Annotated in this window: 22 protein-coding genes; 9 read left to right on the top strand and 13 right to left on the bottom strand. The window is 62.1% G+C overall.

The window, feature by feature from the left end; translation table 11 throughout:
• Nucleotides 1-256 precede the first annotated feature (256 nt).
• Nucleotides 257-1,066 carry an exodeoxyribonuclease III gene (locus DT068_RS14265; protein ID WP_119390513.1) on the top strand — a complete coding sequence of 270 codons (810 nt, stop codon included), beginning with the start codon at nt 257-259 and terminating at the stop codon, nt 1,064-1,066.
• Nucleotides 1,067-1,100: 34 nt separating this feature from the next.
• Here DT068_RS14265 and DT068_RS14270 read toward each other — a convergent pair whose 3' ends face one another.
• Nucleotides 1,101-1,577, bottom strand: coding sequence for a Crp/Fnr family transcriptional regulator (locus tag DT068_RS14270; RefSeq protein WP_119390514.1), 477 nt, complete (start codon nt 1,575-1,577; stop codon nt 1,101-1,103).
• 155 nt (nt 1,578-1,732) lie between these two features.
• A complete protein-coding gene (locus DT068_RS14275) occupies nt 1,733-2,413 on the bottom strand; it encodes a response regulator transcription factor (RefSeq protein WP_119390515.1) in 681 nt (226 codons plus the stop codon).
• 85 nt (nt 2,414-2,498) lie between these two features.
• Between DT068_RS14275 and DT068_RS14280 the strand changes: the two genes are divergently transcribed.
• Entirely contained in the window at nt 2,499-3,029 is a 531-nt protein-coding gene (locus tag DT068_RS14280) for a L,D-transpeptidase family protein (RefSeq protein ID WP_368904724.1), read from the top strand.
• Between the two features lie 85 nt (nt 3,030-3,114).
• On the opposite strand, the gene DT068_RS14285 is transcribed toward DT068_RS14280, so the two are convergent.
• Nucleotides 3,115-3,966: a helix-turn-helix domain-containing protein gene (locus DT068_RS14285; RefSeq protein ID WP_119390648.1), complete on the bottom strand. Its 852-nt coding sequence runs from the start codon at nt 3,964-3,966 to the stop codon at nt 3,115-3,117.
• 109 nt (nt 3,967-4,075) lie between these two features.
• Here DT068_RS14285 and DT068_RS14290 point away from each other — a divergent pair, with 109 nt between their 5' ends.
• Genes DT068_RS14290 through DT068_RS14300 form a run of 3 tightly spaced genes read left to right on the top strand, consistent with a single transcriptional unit; the run spans nt 4,076 to nt 6,012 of the window.
• Complete coding sequence (locus tag DT068_RS14290) at nt 4,076-4,369, top strand: type II toxin-antitoxin system RelE/ParE family toxin (RefSeq protein ID WP_119390517.1); 294 nt, start codon at nt 4,076-4,078, stop codon at nt 4,367-4,369.
• Between the two features lie 18 nt (nt 4,370-4,387).
• On the top strand, nt 4,388-5,527 hold the full coding sequence (locus DT068_RS14295; protein WP_119390518.1) for a HigA family addiction module antitoxin: 1,140 nt from the start codon (nt 4,388-4,390) through the stop codon (nt 5,525-5,527).
• Between the two features lie 8 nt (nt 5,528-5,535).
• Entirely contained in the window at nt 5,536-6,012 is a 477-nt protein-coding gene (locus tag DT068_RS14300; RefSeq protein WP_119390519.1) for a hypothetical protein, read from the top strand.
• Here DT068_RS14300 and DT068_RS14305 read toward each other — a convergent pair.
• A complete protein-coding gene (locus tag DT068_RS14305; protein ID WP_368904725.1) occupies nt 6,009-6,284 on the bottom strand; it encodes a histone H1 in 276 nt (91 codons plus the stop codon). The two genes, DT068_RS14300 and DT068_RS14305, sit on opposite strands and share 4 nt — an antisense overlap.
• Before the next feature lie 76 nt (nt 6,285-6,360).
• Nucleotides 6,361-7,065, bottom strand: a complete 705-nt coding sequence (locus DT068_RS14310; RefSeq protein ID WP_119390520.1) for a YggS family pyridoxal phosphate-dependent enzyme — start codon at nt 7,063-7,065, stop codon at nt 6,361-6,363.
• 82 nt (nt 7,066-7,147) lie between these two features.
• On the opposite strand from DT068_RS14310, the gene leuS reads away from it, so the two are divergent.
• The 3 genes from leuS to holA all read left to right on the top strand — a co-directional run bounded on the left by leuS (nt 7,148) and on the right by holA (nt 11,485).
• A complete protein-coding gene (leuS, locus tag DT068_RS14315; protein WP_119390650.1) occupies nt 7,148-9,754 on the top strand; it encodes a leucine--tRNA ligase in 2,607 nt (868 codons plus the stop codon).
• Nucleotides 9,755-9,758: 4 nt separating this feature from the next.
• Nucleotides 9,759-10,271 carry a hypothetical protein gene (locus tag DT068_RS14320; RefSeq protein ID WP_119390521.1) on the top strand — a complete coding sequence of 171 codons (513 nt, stop codon included), beginning with the start codon at nt 9,759-9,761 and terminating at the stop codon, nt 10,269-10,271.
• 173 nt (nt 10,272-10,444) lie between these two features.
• The gene (gene holA / locus DT068_RS14325; RefSeq protein ID WP_119390522.1) at nt 10,445-11,485 is read left to right on the top strand and encodes a DNA polymerase III subunit delta; all 1,041 of its coding nucleotides are present in this window, start codon (nt 10,445-10,447) and stop codon (nt 11,483-11,485) included.
• A 34-nt stretch (nt 11,486-11,519) separates the two neighbouring features.
• Here holA and DT068_RS14330 read toward each other — a convergent pair whose 3' ends face one another.
• The 5 genes from DT068_RS14330 to mnmE form a co-directional block, all read right to left on the bottom strand.
• On the bottom strand, nt 11,520-12,386 hold the full coding sequence (locus tag DT068_RS14330) for a ParB/RepB/Spo0J family partition protein (RefSeq protein ID WP_119390651.1): 867 nt from the start codon (nt 12,384-12,386) through the stop codon (nt 11,520-11,522).
• 81 nt (nt 12,387-12,467) lie between these two features.
• The gene (locus DT068_RS14335; RefSeq protein WP_368904726.1) at nt 12,468-13,298 is read right to left on the bottom strand and encodes a ParA family protein; all 831 of its coding nucleotides are present in this window, start codon (nt 13,296-13,298) and stop codon (nt 12,468-12,470) included.
• Nucleotides 13,285-13,911 (bottom strand): 16S rRNA (guanine(527)-N(7))-methyltransferase RsmG, encoded by a 627-nt coding sequence (gene rsmG / locus DT068_RS14340; protein WP_119390523.1) that lies wholly within the window; start codon nt 13,909-13,911, stop codon nt 13,285-13,287. Before rsmG ends, DT068_RS14335 begins: the two co-directional genes overlap by 14 nt.
• Complete coding sequence (gene mnmG / locus DT068_RS14345) at nt 13,908-15,773, bottom strand: tRNA uridine-5-carboxymethylaminomethyl(34) synthesis enzyme MnmG (RefSeq protein ID WP_119390653.1); 1,866 nt, start codon at nt 15,771-15,773, stop codon at nt 13,908-13,910. The genes rsmG and mnmG overlap by 4 nt, the downstream gene beginning before the upstream one ends.
• A gap of 117 nt (nt 15,774-15,890) precedes the next feature.
• The gene (gene mnmE / locus DT068_RS14350) at nt 15,891-17,258 is read right to left on the bottom strand and encodes a tRNA uridine-5-carboxymethylaminomethyl(34) synthesis GTPase MnmE (protein ID WP_368904727.1); all 1,368 of its coding nucleotides are present in this window, start codon (nt 17,256-17,258) and stop codon (nt 15,891-15,893) included.
• Nucleotides 17,259-17,292: 34 nt separating this feature from the next.
• Here mnmE and DT068_RS14355 point away from each other — a divergent pair, with 34 nt between their 5' ends.
• Complete coding sequence (locus tag DT068_RS14355) at nt 17,293-19,332, top strand: thioredoxin domain-containing protein (protein ID WP_119390525.1); 2,040 nt, start codon at nt 17,293-17,295, stop codon at nt 19,330-19,332.
• Nucleotides 19,333-19,525: 193 nt separating this feature from the next.
• Here the strand turns inward: DT068_RS14355 and rho are convergent, their stop codons facing one another.
• The 3 genes from rho to hemE all read right to left on the bottom strand — a co-directional run bounded on the left by rho (nt 19,526) and on the right by hemE (nt 22,600).
• Entirely contained in the window at nt 19,526-20,809 is a 1,284-nt protein-coding gene (rho, locus tag DT068_RS14360; RefSeq protein ID WP_119390526.1) for a transcription termination factor Rho, read from the bottom strand.
• A 319-nt stretch (nt 20,810-21,128) separates the two neighbouring features.
• The gene (gene hemJ, locus DT068_RS14365; protein ID WP_119390527.1) at nt 21,129-21,557 is read right to left on the bottom strand and encodes a protoporphyrinogen oxidase HemJ; all 429 of its coding nucleotides are present in this window, start codon (nt 21,555-21,557) and stop codon (nt 21,129-21,131) included.
• An 8-nt stretch (nt 21,558-21,565) separates the two neighbouring features.
• Nucleotides 21,566-22,600: a uroporphyrinogen decarboxylase gene (gene hemE / locus DT068_RS14370; protein WP_119390528.1), complete on the bottom strand. Its 1,035-nt coding sequence runs from the start codon at nt 22,598-22,600 to the stop codon at nt 21,566-21,568.
• Between the last annotated feature and the right edge of the window lie 140 nt (nt 22,601-22,740).

The following is a 22,740-nucleotide window of genomic DNA, read 5'->3' on the forward strand; positions in this document are numbered from 1 at the left end:
ATAAACATATCTGCTCTCCCGAATGTTACTGGGCCGGGCATTGAATTCCGGACACGGACTATCTAACTACTGAGCTGTATGGCGGGCTAAATCCGCACCCACGCCCCCCCGCTTGTAGGTGTTGGATCCGCTGTACGCGCCGGTCTTCCCCTCCCGGCGCAATTGCGCACGAGGCGCCGGGCGCCCGGACCCCGAACCGGGCGCCCAATTTTTTGCCCTCTTGCCTGTTGCCTTTTCGCCGGGCAAGACGGCCACCATGCAAAAGCTTAAAGTCGCCACCTGGAACATCAATTCGGTGCGCCTGCGCATCGGCCTCGTCTGCCGCCTGCTCCAGGAGCACGCCCCTGACGTGCTGTGCCTCCAGGAGACCAAATGCCCACAGGGCCAGTTTCCCTCCGCCCCGCTCAAGGAGCTGGGCTACGGCCACATCGCCGAATCCGGCCAGGCCGGCTATCACGGCGTCGCCATCGTCTCACGCCTGCCCTTGAGCCGGATCGCGGTACGCTCCTTCTGCCAGAAGCAGGATTGCCGACATATCGCCGCCGTCATCGGTGAGCGCGACCCGATCATCGTCCACAATCTCTATGTACCGGCCGGCGGCGACGAGCCCGACCGCACCATCAATGAGAAATTCGGCCACAAGCTCGATTTCGTCGCCGAGCTCGAGCACTGGTTCGGCAATGGCTCGGTGCCCGAGAAGCATCACGGCATCGTCGTCGGCGATCTCAACATCGCGCCGCTCGAGAACGATGTCTGGTCGCACAAGCAGCTCCTGAAGATCGTGAGCCACACGCCGGTCGAGACGACCGGCCTCACCCGGGCGCAACAGGCCGGCGGCTGGGTCGATCTCATCCGCCAGCACATCCCGGCCGAAGAGAAGGTCTATACCTGGTGGAGCTACCGCGCACACGATTGGGAGCTGTCCAATCGCGGCCGCAGGCTTGATCACATCTGGACGACGCCCGATCTCGCCCGGCGCAGCCAGGGCATCGAGATCCTGCGCGAAGCGCGCGGCTGGAAGCAGCCCTCCGATCACGTGCCGGTCATGGCGACACTGAAGCTTTAAAGCAGGATCGGAAAAGGAACTCGCTCGGGCGGCCCTATCCGCGCGGGAATGAAGCGGCGTTCTCGAACAGATGACGGATCCGGTCGAAGTCATTGATCGAGCCGGCAAGCTTGCGCGACAGCACCCCCATCACGCGATTGCCGAATTCCGGAAATTCTTCCACCACGCGCATGAAGGTCTCGCGGCTGATGCGGGTGGCGGTGACCGGGGTCTTCGCCGTCACGGTCACCGAATAGGGAAGGCCGGCGATCATGGCGAGCTCGCCCAGGAAGGCGCCGGGCCCGGCGAGCGCCACCTGGACGCGCTCCTCGCCTTTGCTGACCCATACATCGGCATCGCCGGCCAGCAGGAGATAGGCGGCAGATCCCTTGCCGCCGGCCTTGAACAGATCCTGGCCGGCGGCGAATTCCGCCCGCTCGCTGGCAAAGGCCATGACCTGCAGATGCGCGGGTTCGCAATCCGCGAACAGCGGAATCTGTCTCAGGCTCTCGGCATTCGTCCTGACGCTCATGATCGGCGCGTTGCCCGCAGACGCAGCACTAGGTTGGTCCCATCCTCGCGAAAAGACCCCTTTACGCGAATCACCCTGATCTACCTGAGTATCACGTTGGCCGAATCAAGGGAAAAAGTCCGTCACGGCAGGCAGTGGAAAAGACCGCTCTGCGGTCAGGGCACCAGCTTGTAGCCGCCCGCTTCCGTCACCAGGATCTCCGCATGCGAGGGATCGCGCTCGATCTTCTGGCGCAGGCGGTAGATATGGGTCTCGAGCGTATGGGTGGTGACTCCGGCATTATAGCCCCACACATCATGCAGCAGCGTATCGCGGCCGATCACCTGCTCTTGGGCGCGGTACAGGAACTTGATGATGGCGGTCTCCTTCTCGGTGAGGCGGACCTTCTTGGCGTCGTCGCGCACCAGGAGCTTGGCCGAGGGCTTGAACGTATAGGGCCCGACCCGGAAGACCGCGTCCTCGCTCTGCTCGTGCTGGCGCAGATGCGCCCGGATGCGGGCGAGCAGCACGCCGAAGCGGAACGGCTTGGTGACATAGTCATTGGCCCCGGCATCGAGGCCGAGGATCGTGTCGGAATCGGAGGTCTGCGCGGTCAGCATGATGACCGGCCCCTTGTGGCCGTTGCGCCGCATCGCCTTGCAGGCCTCGCGTCCGTCCATGTCGGGGAGATTGACATCGAGCAGGACGACATCGGCAGGCTCGCTCTTGAGCGACTTGATGCCCGACGTCGCCGTCGCGGCTTCGGCCACGATGAACTCGTCGTGCAGGGCGAATTGTTCCTTCAGCGTATCGCGCAAGACATCATCGTCATCGATGATGAGAATGCGTATGGCCATGCTTACACCTGCTATTCCCGCTATATTGCCCCGGTGCCCATTTGATGTTTTAAGGGGCCGTTCCCGCCTTGAAAAGCCCTCGTCCGTGCTGAACCGACCCCTCGCTCTGATCCATGTTCGCGCCCTGTCGCCCCGGGCGAGGGATGCGGTTCTGATCGCCGGTAACCTGAGGGTTCCCTGCAAGCTCGGCCGATCGGGCCTCGCCTTCCTGAAGCGCGAAGGCGATGGGGCGACGCCGCGCGGCCTGTGGCCGATGCGGCGGGTTCTGGCGCGGCGGGAGTCATGGGGATGGCTACGGACGGCGCTGCCTTTTCGTTTCATGGCGCCGGACGACGGCTGGTGCGATGCGGTGACCGACCGCAATTACAACCGTCCCGTCAAACTCCCCTATCCGGCAAGCCATGAGGAATTATGGCGCAAGGACCATCTCTATGATGTGGTGGTCATCCTGGGTCACAATGAGCGTCCGCGTATTTCAGGCCTTGGGAGTGCCGTGTTCTTCCACCTGGCCGACCCCGGGGGTGGGCCTACCGCAGGCTGCGTCGCGGTAGCGCCTGAGGACATGCGCAAGGTGCTGGCGTTGTGCGGGCCGAAAACCCGGATCAAGGTGTGGTAACATTCAGCCTTCTGCTGAAGCACGAGCCATCGACAGCCTCGGAGACTGATGCGGGAGTAAAGATGATGCACCTATCGGTAGCAAGTCAGTTTGACCGCTCCCAATTTTCCAACACTGTTATTAGATCGCCAATCTCGAAATGCCTGTCAGTGACGCCCGCGGCCATCGCAGGCGTAGTGCGTAGGGCCTCATGAATGCGCACGAAATTGTAGTAGGCAAAGTGCATCCCGATTGCGTAGCAATAGCTTTCCACTTTCTTTGAGAATGCGTTGGTCAACCGCATGAGGCGGCGCGTGCTTGTCCTTGATGTAGTGGTGTGGCGTTCGACATATGATGTTCTGATAAGTGCCGGATCAAGGCTTCCGATCATTTCCTCGCGCTTCGCGCCACCATATGCAGCGAGGCCGGGGTAACGTTCCGGCGATTCTGGCGTGGGTTGACCGGGACGCCCATAGTGCTTGTCGAGGACCGCGTGGCCAATGTCTTCCCCAAAGATGTGATCGACAGCCTTTAAATAGGAACCTGGACCATCACTGGTCAGGTGCATCCGTTCGCTGACGCGCGTGCCAAGATCTCCTAGGAATTGGCGGGCACTATCAGATGAGCGATCCCCGACAAACCATGTGGGCACAAGTTTGGTGTCAGCGTCGATAGCGACCCATGTCCATACGTCACTTGGATTCTTGGGAGAGGTATCGTTGCTGTTGGATCGCTCTGCGCAAGCGAATGACCAGATTTCATCGAGCTGCACACGCTGGCAGGTCAGCCCACGCAAAACACGGTCCTGATACATATCAAGAGCCTGCCCAGCATCGACTAGGAGCTTTGCGACTGTATTCTTACTTGTCCCTGCCAGCCGGGTGACAGCGCGGATTCCATTCCCCTCACAGAGCAGGTGGAGAATGCGAATGCGCTCTTCTCTGGTCAGTCTATTCATTTGCAGGAACATACCGAGTCAAACCGCCGCAGTCAAGCATATTGGTCAGTTTAAAGCATGACTTTCATTATAGTTTGACCTATATATGACGCTGTGATAGACGGGCCTGATGAAGGTCAGGCATACAAAAAAAGAGACTGAATTGGTGGAAACGGACCAAGCCCACAAGTCGGGCCTTCCGGTCGCGGTGATCGCGGCGGCTAGGAGAAAACTTCGGTTCATTCGAGACGCCAAAGACGAGCGCGATCTAAGGGCAATGAAAAGCAACCACTTCGAGAAAATGAAAGGTTCAGAAGGTCAGTACTCCATCAGATTGAACGACCAGTACAGATTGATTCTCGAATTCGACCTGAGCTGCAATCCGCGCGAAGTCGTGATTGTGGCTATTACTGATTATCACTGAGGGAAGGAGGTTCACATCATGACTGCTGTATTCGATAACTTTGCTGAGCTTCCTGGTTTCTTTATCAAAGAGGAATTGGAGGCTAGGAATTGGTCTCAGCGCGATCTTGCTTACATTCTGGGTTATTCCGAGCAGACTGTAACGAAGTTGATTTCCGGTAAGCAGGGTATCACTGCTGAAATGGCCAAGGCTCTTGGCGGTGCCTTTGGCACATCTGCTGAACTCTGGTCGAATTTGCAGAGTTCCTACGATCTTCGGCTGGCTCGCGAGCCTGACCCTGCAATCAAAGTAAGAGCCGACCTCCAAGCCCTATTCCCAATTAGGGAAATGATCCACAGAGGATGGCTTGAAAAGACAGACCAATCGCTATTCGAATTGCAGATTACAAGGTTTTTTGAAGCTGATTCTTTCGATGAAATCCCGAAGCGAAGTCTTGTTGGGGCAGCTAAACGTACGAGCTACGATAATGACCCCGCCGAACAGATAGCGTGGTTATTTCGCGTTCGGCAAATTGCTCGTCAAATAAAAGCGCCAACCTACTCTCGGCATAAGCTAGAAGCAGCCTTGGCCAAGCTTCGCACGCTTACTCTCGATCCGGAAGATGTACGGCTTGTTCCGCCTATTCTTTTAGAGTGTGGTGTGCGTTACGTTGTAGCAGAGACGCTACCAAGTGCGCATAAAGACAAGATTGATGGTGTTTGTACGTGGTTGGATGACGATACACCAGTCATTGGGATGTCTACTTTTTATGACCGCATGGATAACTTTTGGCTCGTGTTGCGGCATGAAATTGAGCATGTAATTCGGGGCCACGGCAAAGCTAAGAGTGTCTTGGACAACCTAGAAGGATCGGCTCTCTCTGATGGTGACGATGTCACTGATGACGAGCGAGTGGCCAATTCTGCCGCGCTAAACTTTTGCTATTCACGCGATAAGCTTCTTTCTTTCTATAAGCGAAAAGCGCCGTATATTTCCGAACGAGACGTTGTAGGATTTTCCGCACTAATGGAGGCGCATCCATCAATTGCGGTCGGTCAAATCCAATACCTAAAAGACGACTATCGGTGGCTTCGCAAATTTCATGTTCGGATTAGGAAATATTTGTTGGAGACCGCCATCTATGATGGATGGGGACAAGTTGCGGCAACTAGCCTGTGAGGTGCGCAATGGTGACTAAAAACGACAGAATGGCCGAAATTTTGGATCGTTATATCGATGAAGTTAATCCGGAGCCGGTTTCGTTCGATGAGGTTGCCGATTGGGTGCTTAGCAAGGGCTTGTATGCACCAGAACCTCGCGACGTACGACGAATGTGCAAGGAAGCTCTCGCAGCAGGTGCTCGGGCGCAAAAGCGGTTTGATGGAAAGCGTTGGTATCGCGCAAAGCATTCTGTCACGACAAACATTGGGGGTGTCCAGCTCAGCATCTGGGCAGATATTGACAAAAATGCTTCGCGAACTTTCATGGAAAAGTCGCTAAGCCAAAGGCGTCGTGGCATAGTGAATGACTGTTACCAAATGAAAATGGACATAGATCATTTCAATGAGACACGCTTAGAGGAACCTCTGCCGCTTTTCCTAGACTTCACAGACGACGTGTTGGAGTTGGAGGCTGCCAAGCGCAGTGAGGATGATGCTGCTTAGGCGTTGTCCTTTTTCCATCTGGCGGCAGCCGCGCCGCGCGCGATTTCTGAGCGATGCTCTGGTGTCAGCGCACTGTATCGAGCCTTAGAACCCTTGATGCCGCCCTTGCGGGCGCTGGCGAGTGGCTTCTTGTCCACCACATCACCGGTTGCAAGGTCCACGATTCTCTTGGCCAGTTCATTGGCGTCTCTCGGTCTTTTCGGCGATTTTCCTGCCATGTTGCTGGTATGGCATGGAATGTCGATAATTGCGAACGTCAGCGTCCGATACAATCATACTGATCCGCTACCCACTCACCAACCCTCGAGATTCACTAACGGCAGGCGCGCCTCTCAATGAGGATAGAGGCTATGCGACCTTCTGGTGCCGCTCGCCGAAGATCGCCGAGCCGATGCGCACATGCGTCGCGCCGAAGCGGATCGCGGTCTCGAAATCGGCGCTCATCCCCATGCTGAGGCCTTTCAGGCCGTTGCGCCGGGCGATGGTCTCGAGCAGCGCGAAATGCAGCGCCGGCTCCTCATCGGCGGGCGGGATGCACATCAGGCCGGCAATGCCGAGGCCATAGGTCTCGCGGCACAAGGCGATGAAGCGATCGGCCGCCCTGGGCGCGATGCCGGCCTTCTGGCCTTCCTCGCCGCTGTTGATCTCGATGAAGAGCTCCGGCGAGCGGCCCTGGCGCTGGATCTCGTCCGCCAGGACGCGCGCCAGCTTCTCGCGATCGAGGCTCTGGATGCAGTCGAACAGCGCCAGCGCCTCCGCCGCTTTGTTGGACTGGAGCGGCCCGATGAGATGCAGCTTGATGCCTTGTATGCGCGACTTGAGCGCCGGCCACTTGCCTTTGCTTTCCTGGACGCGGTTCTCGCCGAAGACACGCTGCCCGGCCGCGATCACCGGCTCGATGGCGGAAGCCTCGAAGGTCTTGCTGACCGCCACGAGGGTGACGTCCTCAGGCCTCCGTCCCGCGTCGATTGCCGCGCTGGCGATGCGCTGGCGCACTTGTGTGAGGCCCGGATGTCCGGCGTCGACGTCAAGATGGGCGGGATGGTGGGTCATGGTTCCCCGCGATATACGCGGCTTGCGGGGCTTTGCAAGGGCTGGTACTTCCAAGCGGAAATAACCCCGATTGGACCCGAAGTTGAGCACCGAACGCTATAATCCGCGCGATACCGAGCCGCGCTGGCAGCAGGCCTGGACCGAGAAACGCGCTTTCGAGGCACGTCACGACCCGTCGCGGCCAAAATATTACGTGCTCGAAATGTTTCCGTACCCCTCGGGCCGCATCCATATGGGCCATGTGCGCAACTACACGATGGGCGACGTGCTCGCCCGCTACCGGCGCGCTCTGGGCTATAATGTGCTGCATCCGATGGGCTGGGACGCCTTCGGCATGCCGGCCGAGAATGCCGCCATCGAGCGCGGCGTCCATCCCAAGTCCTGGACCTATGACAACATCGCCGCCATGCGGGGGCAGCTCAAGTCCCTGGGGCTCTCGCTCGACTGGTCGCGGGAATTCGCGACCTGCGATCCGTCCTACTATCGCCACGAGCAGGAGATGTTCGTCGATTTCATCAAGGCGGGGCTGGTCGAGCGCAAGGTCTCGATGGTCAACTGGGATCCGGTCGACCAGACGGTGCTCGCCAATGAGCAGGTGATCGACGGGCGCGGCTGGCGTTCGGGCGCCCTCGTCGAGAAACGCGAGCTCGCCCAGTGGTTCCTGAAGATATCGGACTATTCGGAAGAGCTGCTGACGGCGCTCGATGATCTCAAGACCTGGCCGGAGAAGGTCAGGCTGATGCAGGCCAACTGGATCGGCCGCTCGGAAGGCATGCGCTTCGCCTTCACGCTCGAGGATGACAATGGCAAGCAGGTCGGCGACAAACTCACCGTCTATACCACGCGCCATGACACGATCTTCGGCGCCAGCTTTTGCGCGCTCTCGGCCGATCATCCCTTGGTCCGCGAGCTCGAGCCGGCGCTGCCCGGCCTCGCGGAATTCCGCCGCGAGGTGGCGGCACTCGGCACCAGCGAGGAATCGATCGAGCGGGCCGAGAAGAAGGGCTTCCCGCTCAAGCTCTATGCCCGCCATCCCTTCCGCCCGGAAGTCAGGCTGCCGGTCTATGCCGCCAATTTCGTCCTGATGGGCTATGGCGAGGGCGCCATCTTCGGCTGTCCGGCGCATGACCAGCGCGACCTCGATTTCGCCCGCAAGTATGGCCTCCCGGTCATACCGGTGGTCGCGCCGAAAGGAACGGATCCGTCACAATTTGCGGTCGGTGATGAGGCTTTCCTCGAAAAGGAAGACGATCAGACTGTCCTGATCAATTCGGATTTCCTCGACGGCATGACCGTGCCCGAGGCCAAGGAGGCCATTGCCCGGCGCATGGAGACGGCCGGCATGGGCGAGCGCAAGGTGAATTTCCGCTTGCGCGACTGGGGCGTGTCGCGCCAGCGCTATTGGGGCTGCCCGATCCCGGTCATCCATTGCGGCAAATGCGGCGTCGTGCCGGTGCCGAAGAAGGACCTGCCGGTGACGCTGCCTGAGGATGTCACCTTCGACAGACCGGGCAACCCGCTGCTGCACCACCCAACCTGGAAGGACACGACCTGTCCGTCCTGCGGCGGCAAGGCGCGGCGCGAGACCGATACCTTCGACACCTTCATCGACTCCTCCTGGTATTTCGCACGCTTCTGCTCGCCGCAAGCCCCGATTCCGGTCGACCGCGCCGAGGCGAAATACTGGATGCCGGTCGATCAGTATATCGGCGGCGTCGAGCATGCGATCCTGCATCTGCTCTATTCGCGCTTCTATGCCCGCGCCATGACGCTTACCGGCCATCTCGACCTGAAGGAGCCCTTCGCCAGCCTGTTCACGCAAGGCATGGTGGTGCACGAGACTTTCCGCACCGCCGCCGGCGAGTGGGTTCTCCCCGCCGAGGTCGCGCGCGCGGGCGAGGGCTATGTGCATGCGAGGACGGGCGAGAAGATCACGACTGGCGGCATCGAGAAGATGTCGAAGTCGAAGAAGAATGTCGTCGATCCCGAGGCCATCATCGAACGTTACGGCGCCGATACGGCGCGCTGGTTCGTCCTGTCCGACACGCCGCCCGAGCGCGACATCGAATGGACCGAGAACGGCGTCGAGGGCGCCTTCCGTTTCGTCCAGCGGGTCTGGCGGCTCGTTGCGGATATACAACAGAAGGGCGCGAGCCCCGGAACGAAGGCGCCGGCCGGCATCGCCGGCGACGCGCTGGAGCTGCGCCGCACCACGCATCTGGCCGTCCAGGCGATGACCGAGGATCTGGGCGCGCTGCGCTTCAACCGCGGCATCGCCCGCATCTACGAGCTCGCCAACGCGCTCCAGGCCGCCTTGCAGAAGAACGACCTCGATGACGGGATGCGCTTTGCGCTGCGGGAAGCCGGCGAGGCCTTCGTCGTCCTGATGGCGCCGATGATGCCGCATCTGGCCGAGGAATGCTGGCAGGTTCTGGGGCACAAGACCCTGGTGGTCGACCGGCCGTGGCCCAAGGCCGATCCGGCGCTCACCGTCTCCGATGAAGTGACCATTGCCGTCCAGGTCAACGGCAAGCGGCGTGATGAAATTCGCTTGCCGAAAGGCCTGCCAAACGCGAAAGTGGAGGCCGCCGTCCTGGCGCTCGACAATGTGAAGCGCGCTCTCGACGGCAAGCCGGTGAGGAAAGTCGTGGTCGTGATGGATCGTATTGCCAATGTGGTGAGCGGCTGAGCCCATGAAACGCTGGCGTTTCCTTGCTGTCCTGCCGCTGCTGGTCCTGCTCGGCGCCTGCGGGTTCAAACCGCTCTACAGCAGCGACAACGACTCGCCGGGCGTCAGGGGGGATCTGGCTTCGGTCAGCATTCCCGAGCCGCGGAACCGGCTGACCCAGCTCATCCGCAACGACCTGCTCTCGACCATGCGGCCGGCCGGCACGGCCGAGCCCGACCGTTACCGCCTCGATATCGTGGCGTCATCGCAGGAAGACCGCTCGATCGAGGATTCCTCCGATTCACGCCAGGCCCGCCGCTCGACCGTGCGGGTGATGGCGAGCTTCGAGCTGAAGGAGCTGGCCGGCGGCGGCAAGACGATCTATCGCGGCAAGACTTTCTCCAACGTGTCCTATGACGATATCGGCCAGTCCTTTGCCGATCTTCAGGCCAAGACCAATGCGGTGGAGCGCGGCGCCCATGAGATCGCGCTCGATATCCGCACCCGGCTCGCGGCGCATTTCGCGTCTGCGCAATAGAGCTGCATGGATGCGTCCCCACTCATCACCCTCACCCTGAGGCGCCCGCCAGAGGCGGGCCTCGAAGGGTGGCAACCGGCAAGACCGTTGTTCCTGGATCATGCTTCGAGGCTCGCTGCGCTCGCACCTCAGCATGAGGGTTGGGCAAGCGGCGCAATTGTTTTGAACTAGCCATGGCCATCCTCAAATGGACCGGCATCGACAATTTCCTGCGCCGTGACGCCGAGAAGGCGCTGGCGGTCCTGATCTATGGCCCCGATGGCGGCACGGTGCGCGAGCGGGCCCGGCAATTGGTCATCTCGGTCGCCGGCAGCCTCGATGATCCCTTCGCCGTGGTGCGTCTCGATGATCCCACCCTCCTCGCCGATCCAGCGAGGCTGGTCGACGAGGCGCAGGCCCTGTCCTTTGGCGGCGGCCGGCGCGTCGTCTGGGTGGAGAATGCCGGCAGCGGTTTTCTCAAGGCCATGCCGCTCGTCACCGCATCCGGCAATCTGGTGGTGGCGGAAGCGGGCACGCTCGCCAAATCGGCGGGCTTGCGCAACCTGTTCGAGCCCGCGGCCAATCTGTGGATCGTGCCCTGCTACGAGGATTCGGCCATCGACCTCGAGCGCCTCATCGCCGAGGAGCTGGACGCCAAGGGTCTCATCACCGACATGGAGGTGCGCCAGGCGCTCGTCGGTCTGCTCGGCGCCGACCGCCGCATGTCGCGCCAGGAGCTCGCCAAGCTGGCGCTCTACTGCCATGGCCGCGCGCAGGTGACACTGGCCGATGTGGAGGCTGTGTGCGGCGATGTCGCCGAGCTCTCCGCCGATGACCTCCTGAACGCCACCTTCGACGGCGCGCTGTCCGATGCCGATGACGCTTTCACGCGATTGCGCGACAGCGGCCTGGCGGGTGCCGGGCTGCTCATCATGGCCGCCAGTCACGCCGCCCGGCTCACCCGGCTCCGGGTCGATGTCGAGCGCGGCAAGAGCCCGGAAATGGCGGTGCGCCAGGCGCGTCCGCCGGTGTTCTTCAAGCAGCAGCCGGCGCTGCAGCGCCAGGTGGCGCTGTGGGACGGCGACTCGCTCCTGCGGGCGTCCGATCTCATTGGCCGGGCGACGCGCGACACGCGCACCACCACGCTATCGGCACTCAACGACCAGATCACTCATCGCGCCTTTCTGTCGCTGGCTCGTCTGGCGCTGCAGCGCCGGCACGGCGCGCGCGAGTGAATGGTCCGTGTCCGGATAATCCGTCTACTGATGATTACGACTTGACCAGTCGGTTGCACACGTCGTCGAGCTGCTCGAGCGTCTTGTAGCGCACCGTCACCGAGCCGCCGGCGCGGCCCTTGTTGACGATCTCGACCTTGAGGCCCAGCACCTCGCTGAGCTGGTGCTCGAGCGCCACCGTGTCCGCGTCCTTCTGCGCCTTGGCGACGGGAGGACGGCCCTTGGCTTCGGCTTCGCTGCGCGACAGGCCTTCGGCCTCGCGCACCGTCATGCCGAGCTGGATGATCTTCTCAGCGAGCTGCTGCGGCGATTCGGTGGCGACGAGGGCGCGGGCGTGGCCGGCGGTGAGCGCGCCGTCCTCGATATGGCGGCGGACACTTTCCGGCAGCGACAGCAGGCGGATGGTGTTGGCGATATGGCTGCGGCTCTTGCCGACCGAATCGGCGAGCTGCTGCTGGGTATAGTCGAACTGGTCCATCAGCTGCTGATAGGCGCGCGCCTCTTCCAGCGCATTGAGGTCGGCGCGCTGGATATTCTCGATCAGCGCGATCTCGAGCGCTTCGCCGTCGGTCAGATCGCGGATCAGCACCGGCACTTCGTGGATGCCGGCGCGCTGCGCCGCGCGCCAGCGCCGCTCGCCGGCGACGATCTCGTATTCGCTGCCGCGCTGGCGCACCACCAGCGGCTGCAGCAGGCCCTTGTCGCGGATCGAGCGCGTCAGGTCCTCGAGGTCGCTGTCGGCGAAATATTTGCGCGGATTGTTCGGATTGGCGTGCAGCAACTCGATCGGCACATGGCGCAGGCTGCGCGCGTCCTGGACGACCGCCTCTTCCGTCGTGTCATCGCCGATCAGGGCGGCCAGTCCGCGGCCAAGCCGGCGCTTTTGCGGTTGTTGTGTCATCATCATGCGTCCCGGAGCCCCCGAATCAAAGCGTTAACAAGACCTTAACAGAGTTTGTTGCGGTAGCGAATCGATTACGCCTCAAGCTGCCCGCAAATCACGTTCCCGCCGGATGATCTCCGAGGCGAGGCGGATATAGGCCTGGGAGCCCGCGCATTCGTGATCATAAAGCAGAACAGGCTTACCGTAGGAGGGCGCTTCGGATACCCGGACATTCCGCGGGATGACCGTCTGGTAGACCTTGTCGCCGAGCACGCTGCGCACATCCTGCGCCACCTGCTCGGAGAGCGAATTGCGCCGGTCGAACATGGTGAGCACGACGCCCTGCACGGCGAGCTTCGGATTGAGGCTGCCCTTCACCCGCTCCACCGTCTTGAGCAGCTGGCTCAGGCCTTCCAGCGCGAAGAACTCGCATTGCAGCGGCACCAGCACCGCATCGGCGGCCGACAGCGCGTTGATGGTGAGAAGATTGAGCGAGGGCGGACAGTCCGCCAAAATATAGCTGTAGCGCTTGTGGCGGGGATCCGCCTCGAGCTTCTGGATGGCATCCGCCAGCCGGTAGGTCTTGCGGCTGATCTCGGAGAGCTCGAGCTCGGCGCCGAGCAGATCCATGGTCGAAGGGGCACAGTCGAGCCGGGGGATGCCCGAGCTGACGATCACCTGGGAAAGCTCAGCCTCGCCCATCAGCACGTGGTAGGTCGAGCGCTGCTGCGGACGGCGCTGGATGCCGAGCCCGGTCGAGGCATTGCCCTGCGGGTCGAGATCGACGATCAGCACCGTTTCGCCGACGGCGGCGAGCGCGGTGCCCAGATTGATGGCCGTCGTCGTCTTGCCGACCCCGCCTTTCTGGTTGGCAAGCGCCAGGATGCGCGGCGTCGAGGACTGCGGCAGCAGTTTTTCAGCGAGGGACACGATGAGCCTCCTTCACCACAAGGATCACGCCGCGGGAATCGGTCATGCTCGGGTGCTTTTCAACCTGCATTTTCCAAGATTTGGTGGCATCGGTCAATTCCGCATCCACATCTTGTCCCTTATGAAAATAGCCTATGGCACCATTTTCGAGGAAAGGTTGGGCATAATCGAGGAGCTTGGGAAGCGGCGCAAGGGCCCGGGCGGTGACGACGTCAGCTTTGATCCGGGCCGCCAGCGCGCCCGCCGTCTCGATCCTCTGGCTGTGCACCTGTGCCTCAGCACCGGTCTGGCGCGCAGCTTCCCTGAGGAAGGCGCCCTTCTTGAGATTGCTTTCGAAGAGATGCGCCTCGAGCGGCCGGGCGATGGCGAGGATCAGCCCGGGTATGCCGGCGCCGCTGCCGAGATCGGCGAGGACTTTGGCGCTCTGCGGCAGAAGCGGCAGGAGCTGCAGCGCATCGGCGATGTGGCGTGACCAGATGTCGTCGCGGGTCGAGGGGCCGATAAGATTGATGCGCGTCTGCCAGGTCAGAAGCAGGCTGACATAGGTCTCGAGACGCTCGGCTGATTCACGTGAAACATCAAAGCGGTCGAGAACCGCCTGCTGGCCCGTCACGCGCTTTCCCTGCTTTCGCGCCGGCGCACATGACCCAGTATGGCGGTCAGCGCCGCCGGGGTCATGCCGTCGATGCGCGCCGCCTGACCGAGCGAGGATGGCCTGATCCGCGCCAGCTTCTGGCGCAGCTCCGCCGACAGCGACGGGATGGCCGCGTAGTCCACCGTGGCCGGCAGCGTCAGGCTCTCGTCGCGGCGCAGCGCCACGATGTCGGCCTCCTGGCGGGCCATGTAGCCCGAATAGAGCGCATCGGCTTCCAGCGCTTCGCGGGCATAGCGCGGCAGCCGCGCGAAATCCGGCCACAGGCCGGCGACGCGCTCGAAGCCGACATCGGGTGTCGCGATGAGGTCGAGGGCGCTGCGCCTTTTGCCATCCTGATTGACCTTGAGCCCGGCCTTGGCCGCCTCGGCCGAGGTGAGCGAGAGGGTGCGTGCCATGGCGCGGGCCTGGCCCAGCAGCTCCTGGCGGCCGGCGAAGACACGGGCACGCTCAGCCCCGACGAGGCCGAGCGCCAGGCCCTTGGGCGTCAGGCGCTCATCGGCATTGTCGGCCCTGAGGCTCAGGCGGTATTCGGCGCGGGAGGTGAACATGCGATAGGGCTCGGACACGCCCTTGGTCACGAGGTCGTCGATCATCACACCGAGATAGGCTTCCGCCCGGTCGAAAATGACAGGCGGCTGGCCGGCAACCCGGCGCGCCGCATTGAGGCCGGCGACGAGGCCCTGGGCGGCGGCTTCCTCATAGCCGGTCGTGCCGTTGATCTGACCGGCAAGATAGAGGCCGGGCAGGGCCTTCGCTTCGAGCGCCGAGGAAAGCTCGCGCGGATCGACATGGTCATACTCGATGGCATAGCCGGGCCTCAGCACCTGGACGGTCTCGAGCCCCGGTATGGTCTTGAGGAATGCCAGCTGCACCTCTTCCGGCAGCGAGGTCGAGATCCCGTTCGGATAGACCGTGTCGTCGTCGAGCCCTTCCGGCTCGAGGAAGATCTGATGCGCCGAGCGGTCCTTGAAGCGGTTGATCTTGTCTTCGATCGAGGGGCAGTAGCGCGGGCCGATGCTTTCGATCTGTCCCGAATACATGGGGCTCAGATGGATGTTGTCGGCAATGATCCGGTGCGTCGCTTCGGTCGTCTGGGTGATATGGCAGGAGACCTGGGGCGTGGTGATCGATTTCGTCAGGATCGAGAACGGGACGGGATCCTCATCGCCCTTCTGTTCCTCGAGCCTTGCCCAGTCGATGCTCGAGCCCCTGAGGCGGGCGGGCGTGCCGGTCTTGAGCCGGCCGAGTCTGAGGCCCGCGTCCCGCATCTGCTGCGACAGGCCGAGTGCCGGCGGCTCGCCGACCCGTCCGGCCGGGATCTTCTTGGGCCCAAGGTGGATGAGCCCGTTGAGGAAGGTGCCAGTGGTCAGCACCACGGCCCCGGCGCCGATGCGGCGGCCGTCCTCGCTCACAATGCCGCGCACCTGGCCATTGTCGATGATGAGGGCGGATACGCCGGCCTCGATCACCGCAAGGTTCGTCTGTACACGGATCGTTTCCTGCATGGCCTGCCGATAGAGCTTGCGGTCGGCCTGGGCGCGCGGCCCGCGGACGGCCGGGCCCTTGGAGCGGTTGAGCAGGCGGAACTGGATTCCGGCCTGGTCGGCGACACGCCCCATCACGCCGTCAAGCGCATCGATCTCGCGCACCAGATGGCCCTTGCCGAGACCGCCAATGGCTGGATTGCACGACATCTCGCCGATCGTCGCGAAACGATGGGTCACCAGGGCGGTGCGGGCGCCGAGGCGCGCCGCCGCGGCCGCGGCTTCGCAGCCGGCGTGACCGCCCCCGACAATGATGACATCGAAATCGCACGTCATGCGCGCTCCCATACTTAATCCGTTGACGGACGTCAAAGCGCCTGCATCTGGGAAGGCGCATCGATTCGCGAAAGTGTTAACGCGTCTTCACCAGTTTCACGTGAAACAGGGGTGAATCTACTTTCCGATGCAGAACTCACGAAAGATCGAGTCGAGAACATCTTCGATATCGATCCGTCCGGTAAGACGGCCCATATCACAAGCGGCCGCCCGCAAAGCCTCTGCCATCAGCTCCAGCTCATCGGTTGAATGTGTGGTGGCGCGCAGCAGATTTTCAACGCAGGATGTGGCGACCTGCTTGTGACGGGTCCGAATCAAAGTGGCCGATTCCGTTTGCGCCGCAAGCTGCAGAACCGGCTCTTCCAGCGCTGCAAAGAATTCGGCCATACCCGCGCCCGTCTTGGCGGAGATCCGGTACGCCGCGCCGGTGCTGCCGGTTCCGTCCCCGAGATCGCTCTTGTTCTCGATCCATAACGTCTCCGAATCGAGATCATGGGGAGGACCTTGCGGGCTTTCCGGCGCACTGACCCAGACGACGATGTCCGCGCCCGCAAGCTCGCGCCCGGTACGCGCCATGCCGATGCGCTCGATCTCGTCCTCGCTCGCGCTGCGCAAGCCGGCCGTGTCGGTGAGGATGACCGGCACGCCCGAAAACTCCATCGCCACCTCGATCACGTCCCGTGTCGTACCCGGTATGGCCGAGACGATGGCGGCGTCGCGCCGGGCGAGCACATTGAGGAGGCTCGATTTGCCGACATTGGGCGGCCCGGCCAGCACGATCTTGAGCCCCTCCCGGATGGCCGAGGCGCGGTCGGCTTCGGCCAGCGCACGGCGCATCCTGCGGGTCAGGTCATCGAGCCTCTCCCGGACATCCTCGACCGTCTGCCGGGCGACATCCGCTTCATCGGCGAAATCGACGGCGGCTTCCACCCGGCCCAATATGCCGATGAGATCGCGCCGCCAGCCCTCGATCACCTGCGAGGCGCCCCCCAGCGCATGATGGAGGGCGAGCTTGCGCTGCCGCTCGGTCCTGGCTTGGATGAGATCGCCGATCCCTTCCGCCGCCACCAGATCGATGCGCTCATGCCGGAAGGCCCGCCTGGTAAACTCGCCGGGCTCCGCCGGCCGCAGGCCGGCCATACCACCCAGCGCCGCGAGGACCGCGCGGATGACCGCGAGGCTGCCATGGACATGGAGCTCCGCCACATCCTCGCCTGTGAAACTTTTAGGCTCCGGAAACAGCAGCAGAATGCCGTCATCCAGCACGTCCTGCGAAAGGGGATCGCGGAAGATCCGCCGGGCCGCGAAGCGGGGCTCGGGTAGGGCGCCGGACAGCTTCCGGGCTGCCGCAAAGGCCTCTGGCCCACTGACACGGATGACCGCGATACCCGCCATTCCGGCCCCGGAAGAAAGCGCGAATATGGTACTACTTTCACTCATTTCGGATTCGAATCGATACCTTTTGACCGGCCTGGCTTGAGACATTTGCCTTGCTCGCCTGGCAGCGTAGCATGGGCTGATGACCGCATTATCCGCCAATCTGCTCCGCCACGAAACCAGCCCCTATCTGCTCCAGCACAAGGACAATCCGGTGCATTGGATGGCCTGGGGCGAGGCGGCTTTCGCCAGGGCCAGGACCGAGGACAAGCCCATCCTCCTCTCGGTCGGCTATGCCGCCTGCCACTGGTGCCACGTCATGGCGCATGAGAGCTTCGAGGACGACGACACCGCCCGTCTCATGAACGAGCATTTCGTCGCGATCAAGGTCGACCGCGAGGAGCGTCCCGATGTCGACCGCCTCTATATGCAGGCGCTGCATTCCCTGGGTGAGCAGGGCGGCTGGCCGCTCACCATGTTCCTCACGCCCGACGGCCACCCTTTCTGGGGCGGCACCTATTTTCCGAAGGAGCAGCTCTATGGCCGGCCGAGCTTCCGCTATGTGCTGCGCGAGCTCAGCCGCATCTGGCAGCACGAGCGCGACAAGGTCGCGACCAATGCGCGGGCCATCTTCTCAGCCCTCAGCCGCGAACCGGAAACGGCGGACCGCCAGGCGGCATTGTCTCTCGATCTCGTCCAGGAAGCCGCCCGCGCTTTTCTCGGCGCCGTCGATCTCGATCACGGCGGCCTCAAGGGTGCCCCGAAATTTCCGCAAGTTCCCGTCTTCGCCTTTCTGTGGACCATGGCCGAACGCACAGGCGATGAGCGCCTGGCCCAGGCCGTCACCACGACACTCACCCATATTTCCCAGGGCGGCATCTATGACCATCTGGGCGGCGGCTTCGCGCGCTATTCCGTCGATGCGGTCTGGCTCGTCCCCCATTTCGAGAAGATGCTCTATGACAATGCCCAGCTCGTCTCGCTTCTTGCCCGTGCCGCCGCGCGCACCGGCAATCCTTTGTTCCGTATCCGAATCGAGGAAACAATCGCCTTCGTCCGGCGCGAGATGCTTACCTCCTCAGGTGCCTTCGCCGCGAGCTACGACGCCGATTCCGAAGGCGAGGAGGGCAAATACTATGTCTGGACCAGGGAAGAAATCGATGCCGCCCTTCCGGCGCATGAAGCGGATCTTTTTCGCCAGGTCTATGATGTTTCACAGGCCGGCAACTGGGAAGGCCACACCATCCTCAATCGGCTGAGGATGCTCGACCTTCTCGACGACGAAACCGAGCGCCGTCTCGCCGCTTCCCGCCAGATCCTGTTCGCCCGCCGCGCGATGCGAATCCCGCCCGGTTATGACGACAAGGTGCTCGCCGACTGGAATGGCCTGATGATCTCAGGCCTGGCCGAGGCAGCACTTCTCCTGGCCCGTGAGGATTGGGCGCAAGCCGCCCGCACCGCCTTCACCGCCGTCCTCGCCACGCATTGGAAAAACAGGCGCCTGCACCACTCCTGGCGCGACGATCGGCTGCGCTACGATGCGACTGCCGAAGGCTATGCCCATCTCATCACTGCCGCCCTGGCGCTCGCCGCGATAACGCCGAACGGCGATCATCTCGCCTCGGCCGAAATGCTGGCAGAGGCCATGACCGCCCATCTCTGGGACGACAGCAAGGGCGCTTTCGATTTTTCCACCAAAGAGGCCGGCCTCATCATCCGTCATGCGCAAGGCCATGATGATGCGACACCCAATGCCAATGCCGTCATGCTGCGCAATCTGGCGGCGCTTCATCACCTGACCGGCAAGACTGAGTATCTGCGCAAGGCTGAGGCCATTCAGCGCGGTTTCGCCGTCCAGGCGGCCGGCAATCCCTTCGGCTATGCCACGCTGCTCGATGCCTTCACGACGCTCGCCGATCCGATCCAGATCGTCATGAGCGGCACCCAGGCCGATCCGTTTTCGGATCCGCGCTTCCGCCGCCTCATCGCAGCCCTGGGCGCCAGGGCCATCATTCTGTGGGTCACTGATCCCCAAGCCCTGCCGAGCGATCATCCGGCCCGGCAGAAATCCGCCGGCCCCGGCGCACGGATCTATCTCTGCCGCGGCCAGGTCTGCGCGGCACCGGCCGAGACAATTGCAGAGGTCGAGGAAGCCTTGCGGCTCCTCGGCTTAAGTCGGTAATTTCGCATTCTCAAACACTTCCCCCTCTCCCGTTGCGAAGCAATGGGAGAGGGTGCCCGACAGGGCGGGTGAGGGCTCTACCCTCACTCCGATACTCGCAAAATAATCAGAAACTCTTGGTGTCGAGAAAGAGCCCTCATCCGGCGCTACGCGCCACCTCCCATGCTGCGCACGGGAGAAGGGAAGGCCCACCTCAGGCATTCATTGAATCGAAGAAATCGCCGTTGGTCTTGGTCTGCCGCAATTTGTCGAGCAGGAACTCGATCGCATCGACCGTGCCCATCGGGTTGAGGATGCGCCGCAGGACATAGGTCTTCTTGAGCAGGTCCGGCTTGACCAGCAGCTCTTCCTTGCGCGTGCCCGAGCGCAATATGTCGATCGACGGGAAGACGCGCTTGTCCGCCACCTTGCGGTCGAGGATGATTTCCGAATTGCCGGTGCCCTTGAACTCTTCGAAGATCACTTCGTCCATGCGGCTGCCGGTGTCGATGAGCGCCGTCGCGATGATGGTCAGCGAGCCGCCTTCCTCGATATTGCGCGCCGCACCGAAGAAACGCTTCGGCCGCTGCAGCGCATTGGCATCGACACCGCCCGTCAGCACCTTGCCCGAGGATGGCACCACCGTGTTATAGGCGCGTCCGAGGCGCGTGATCGAATCGAGCAGGATCACCACGTCGCGGCCATGTTCGACGAGCCGCTTCGCCTTCTCGATCACCATCTCGGCGACCTGCACATGCCGCGTCGCCGGTTCATCGAAGGTCGAGGAGATCACCTCGCCCTTCACCGAGCGCTGCATGTCGGTCACCTCTTCCGGACGCTCGTCGATCAGCAGCACGATCAGATAGCATTCGGGGTGATTGGAGGTGATCGACTGGGCGATATTCTGTAGGAGCACCGTCTTGCCGGTACGCGGCGGCGCCACGATCAGGCCGCGCTGGCCTTTGCCGATCGGCGTCACGATATCGATGACCCGTGCCGAGAAATCCTTCTTGGTCGGATCCTGGATCTCCATCTCCAGCCGCTCATCGGGATAGAGCGGGGTGAGGTTGTCGAAATGGACCTTGTGCCGGGTCTTGTCCGGATCTTCGAAATTGATCGTATTGACCTTGAGCAGGGCGAAATAACGCTCGCCGTCCTTCGGGCTGCGGATCTGGCCTTCGACCGTGTCGCCGGTGCGCAAGGTGAAGCGTCGGATCTGGCTCGGGCTGACATAGATGTCGTCGGGGCCTGCCAGGTAATTCGCATCCGGCGAGCGCAGGAAGCCGAAGCCGTCCTGCAGCACCTCGACCACGCCTTCGCCGATGATCTCGACCTCACGCGCCGCCAGGCTCTTGAGAATGGCGAACATCAGCTCCTGCTTGCGCAATGCGCTGGCATTCTCCACCTGGAGTTCCTCGGCAATGACCAGGAGCTCGGCCGGGGTTTTCTCCTTGAGGGAGTGTAATTTGATCTCTTTGAGTTCTGAAATGCTTGTCATGGGGGTTCTTGGGAAACGCCGCAGAGGCGGCGCGTATTCCACGTAACTGTTGAAATGCCGGGCTTCCAAAACAACGGCCCGACGGGTGAGGGAGGGAGCTGATTCTGATGAAGAATCCTGCCGGTCCTTTGAGGTGGGAACCTTGAACCGGTCACTGCTTCACGAGAGCTTTAACAAAATCCTCGTGCGTTGGAAACTGTTAATTTCTGGCGCGTGATCAGGAAAAGTGGCTCCCGGTTTTCCGTCCGATCACGCGCCCAATCTTGGATTACGATCACGTTAATCACTTCAGACCGATACGGTCTGAAGTGATCGTGATCTATGGTTTGACCACGGCCATGATCACGATCACGATCAGCAGCACGGTCGGGATCTCGTTGATCATCCGGAAGAAGCGCTCATCACGCGGCCGTTCATCTTCGCCAAAGGCCTTCACGAACTTCGCCAGCCACTGGTGAAATCCGGTCATGGCCACTACCGCAATCAGCTTGACCACCAGCCACAGGCTGATATTGGCATAGGCATCGGTGACCCAGATCAGCGCCAGACCGAGCAGCCAGCTCATGCCCATCGCCGGATACATGATCGCCCTGAGCAACCGGCGCTCCATGACCTTGAACATCTCGGAGGTCTCGCCGCCGATCGCCGTGCGCCGGTGGTAAACCATGAGCCGCGGCAGGTAGAAAAGCCCCGCCATCCAGGCCACGACCGCAATGATATGGAAGGCCTTGAGCCAGAGATAAGCCATAACCGGGTCTACCCGTCCAACCTGCGCACAGCTTTGACGACAGAATCGACATGAGCCGGCGATGTCCCGGGCCGCATGCCATGGCCGAGATTGAATATATGGTGCTGCTTCGGCAGAATTCCAGCCACCTGCCTGACCCCTGCCTCCAGCGCTCCGCCCCCTTGTTCCACCACCAAGGGATCGAGATTGCCCTGGACGACATGCCGCCCCGCCAGATGATCCCGTGCCCAGTCCAGCGGCATCGACGTCTCGACGCTCAAACCCTCGGCCTTCGTCATCTCACCGATCATCCGGTGCCCGGCACCGGCGCCGCGCGCAAAAACGATCGCCGGCACACCCGGCCTCTCCTTCCGAAGCCGGCTAAGAATTGCCGCTATTGGCTTCCCCACCAGATCCTGCTGGGCATAGCCCGGCAGGTCGCCCGCCCAGGAATCGAATATCTGCACCACCTCGGCGCCGGCATCGACCTGCCGGACCAGATAGGCCACTGACGCATCGACCAGCCGCTGCATCAGCTCAGCGAACCATTGCGGACCAGCCAGGGCCACGGCACGCGCCGCTTCCCGTCCGCCTTCGCCGCCGCCACCGATCATATAGCTCGCCACCGTCCATGGCGCCCCGCAGAACCCGATCAACGCGATGTCCTTGGACAAGCTCGCCTTCACTTGTGACACGGTCTCGCAGACCAGCTGCACTTCCTCCGCCTCATCGACCGGCCGCAATGCCGCCACACCTTCAGGCCCTGAAACCTTCTCGACCACTGGCCCTTCGCCATCCGCAAAGCTCAGTCCCAGCCCCATGGCCTGCGGAACGACCAGGATATCGGCGAATATGATCGCCGCATCGAGATCGAAGCGCCGCAAAGGCTGAAGCGTCACTTCCTTCGCGAGCTCAGGCGTATAGCAGAGTTTGAGGAACGAACCGGCCTTGGCTCTGACTTCACGATACTCGGGAAGATAACGACCGGCCTGACGCATGAACCATAGTGGGCGTCTTCCCGGCATCTTGCCTTTCAGGACGTCCAGTAGTGCCGAACTCGCCATGACTCAAACCAATATAAGAGAAGAGAAAGGATTCTGATTAAGATGCTGGCGCACCGGAGTCATGAATAGCGATCTTCTCCGGCCTTTGCCAACCGGGCCCAGTTGTCACACATTTCCCGGACAAACGGCGAGCCCCGACA

The sequence above is a fragment of the Taklimakanibacter lacteus genome, assembly GCA_003576695.1.
In the GTDB taxonomy this organism is placed as follows: domain Bacteria; phylum Pseudomonadota; class Alphaproteobacteria; order Rhizobiales; family Aestuariivirgaceae; genus Taklimakanibacter; species Taklimakanibacter lacteus.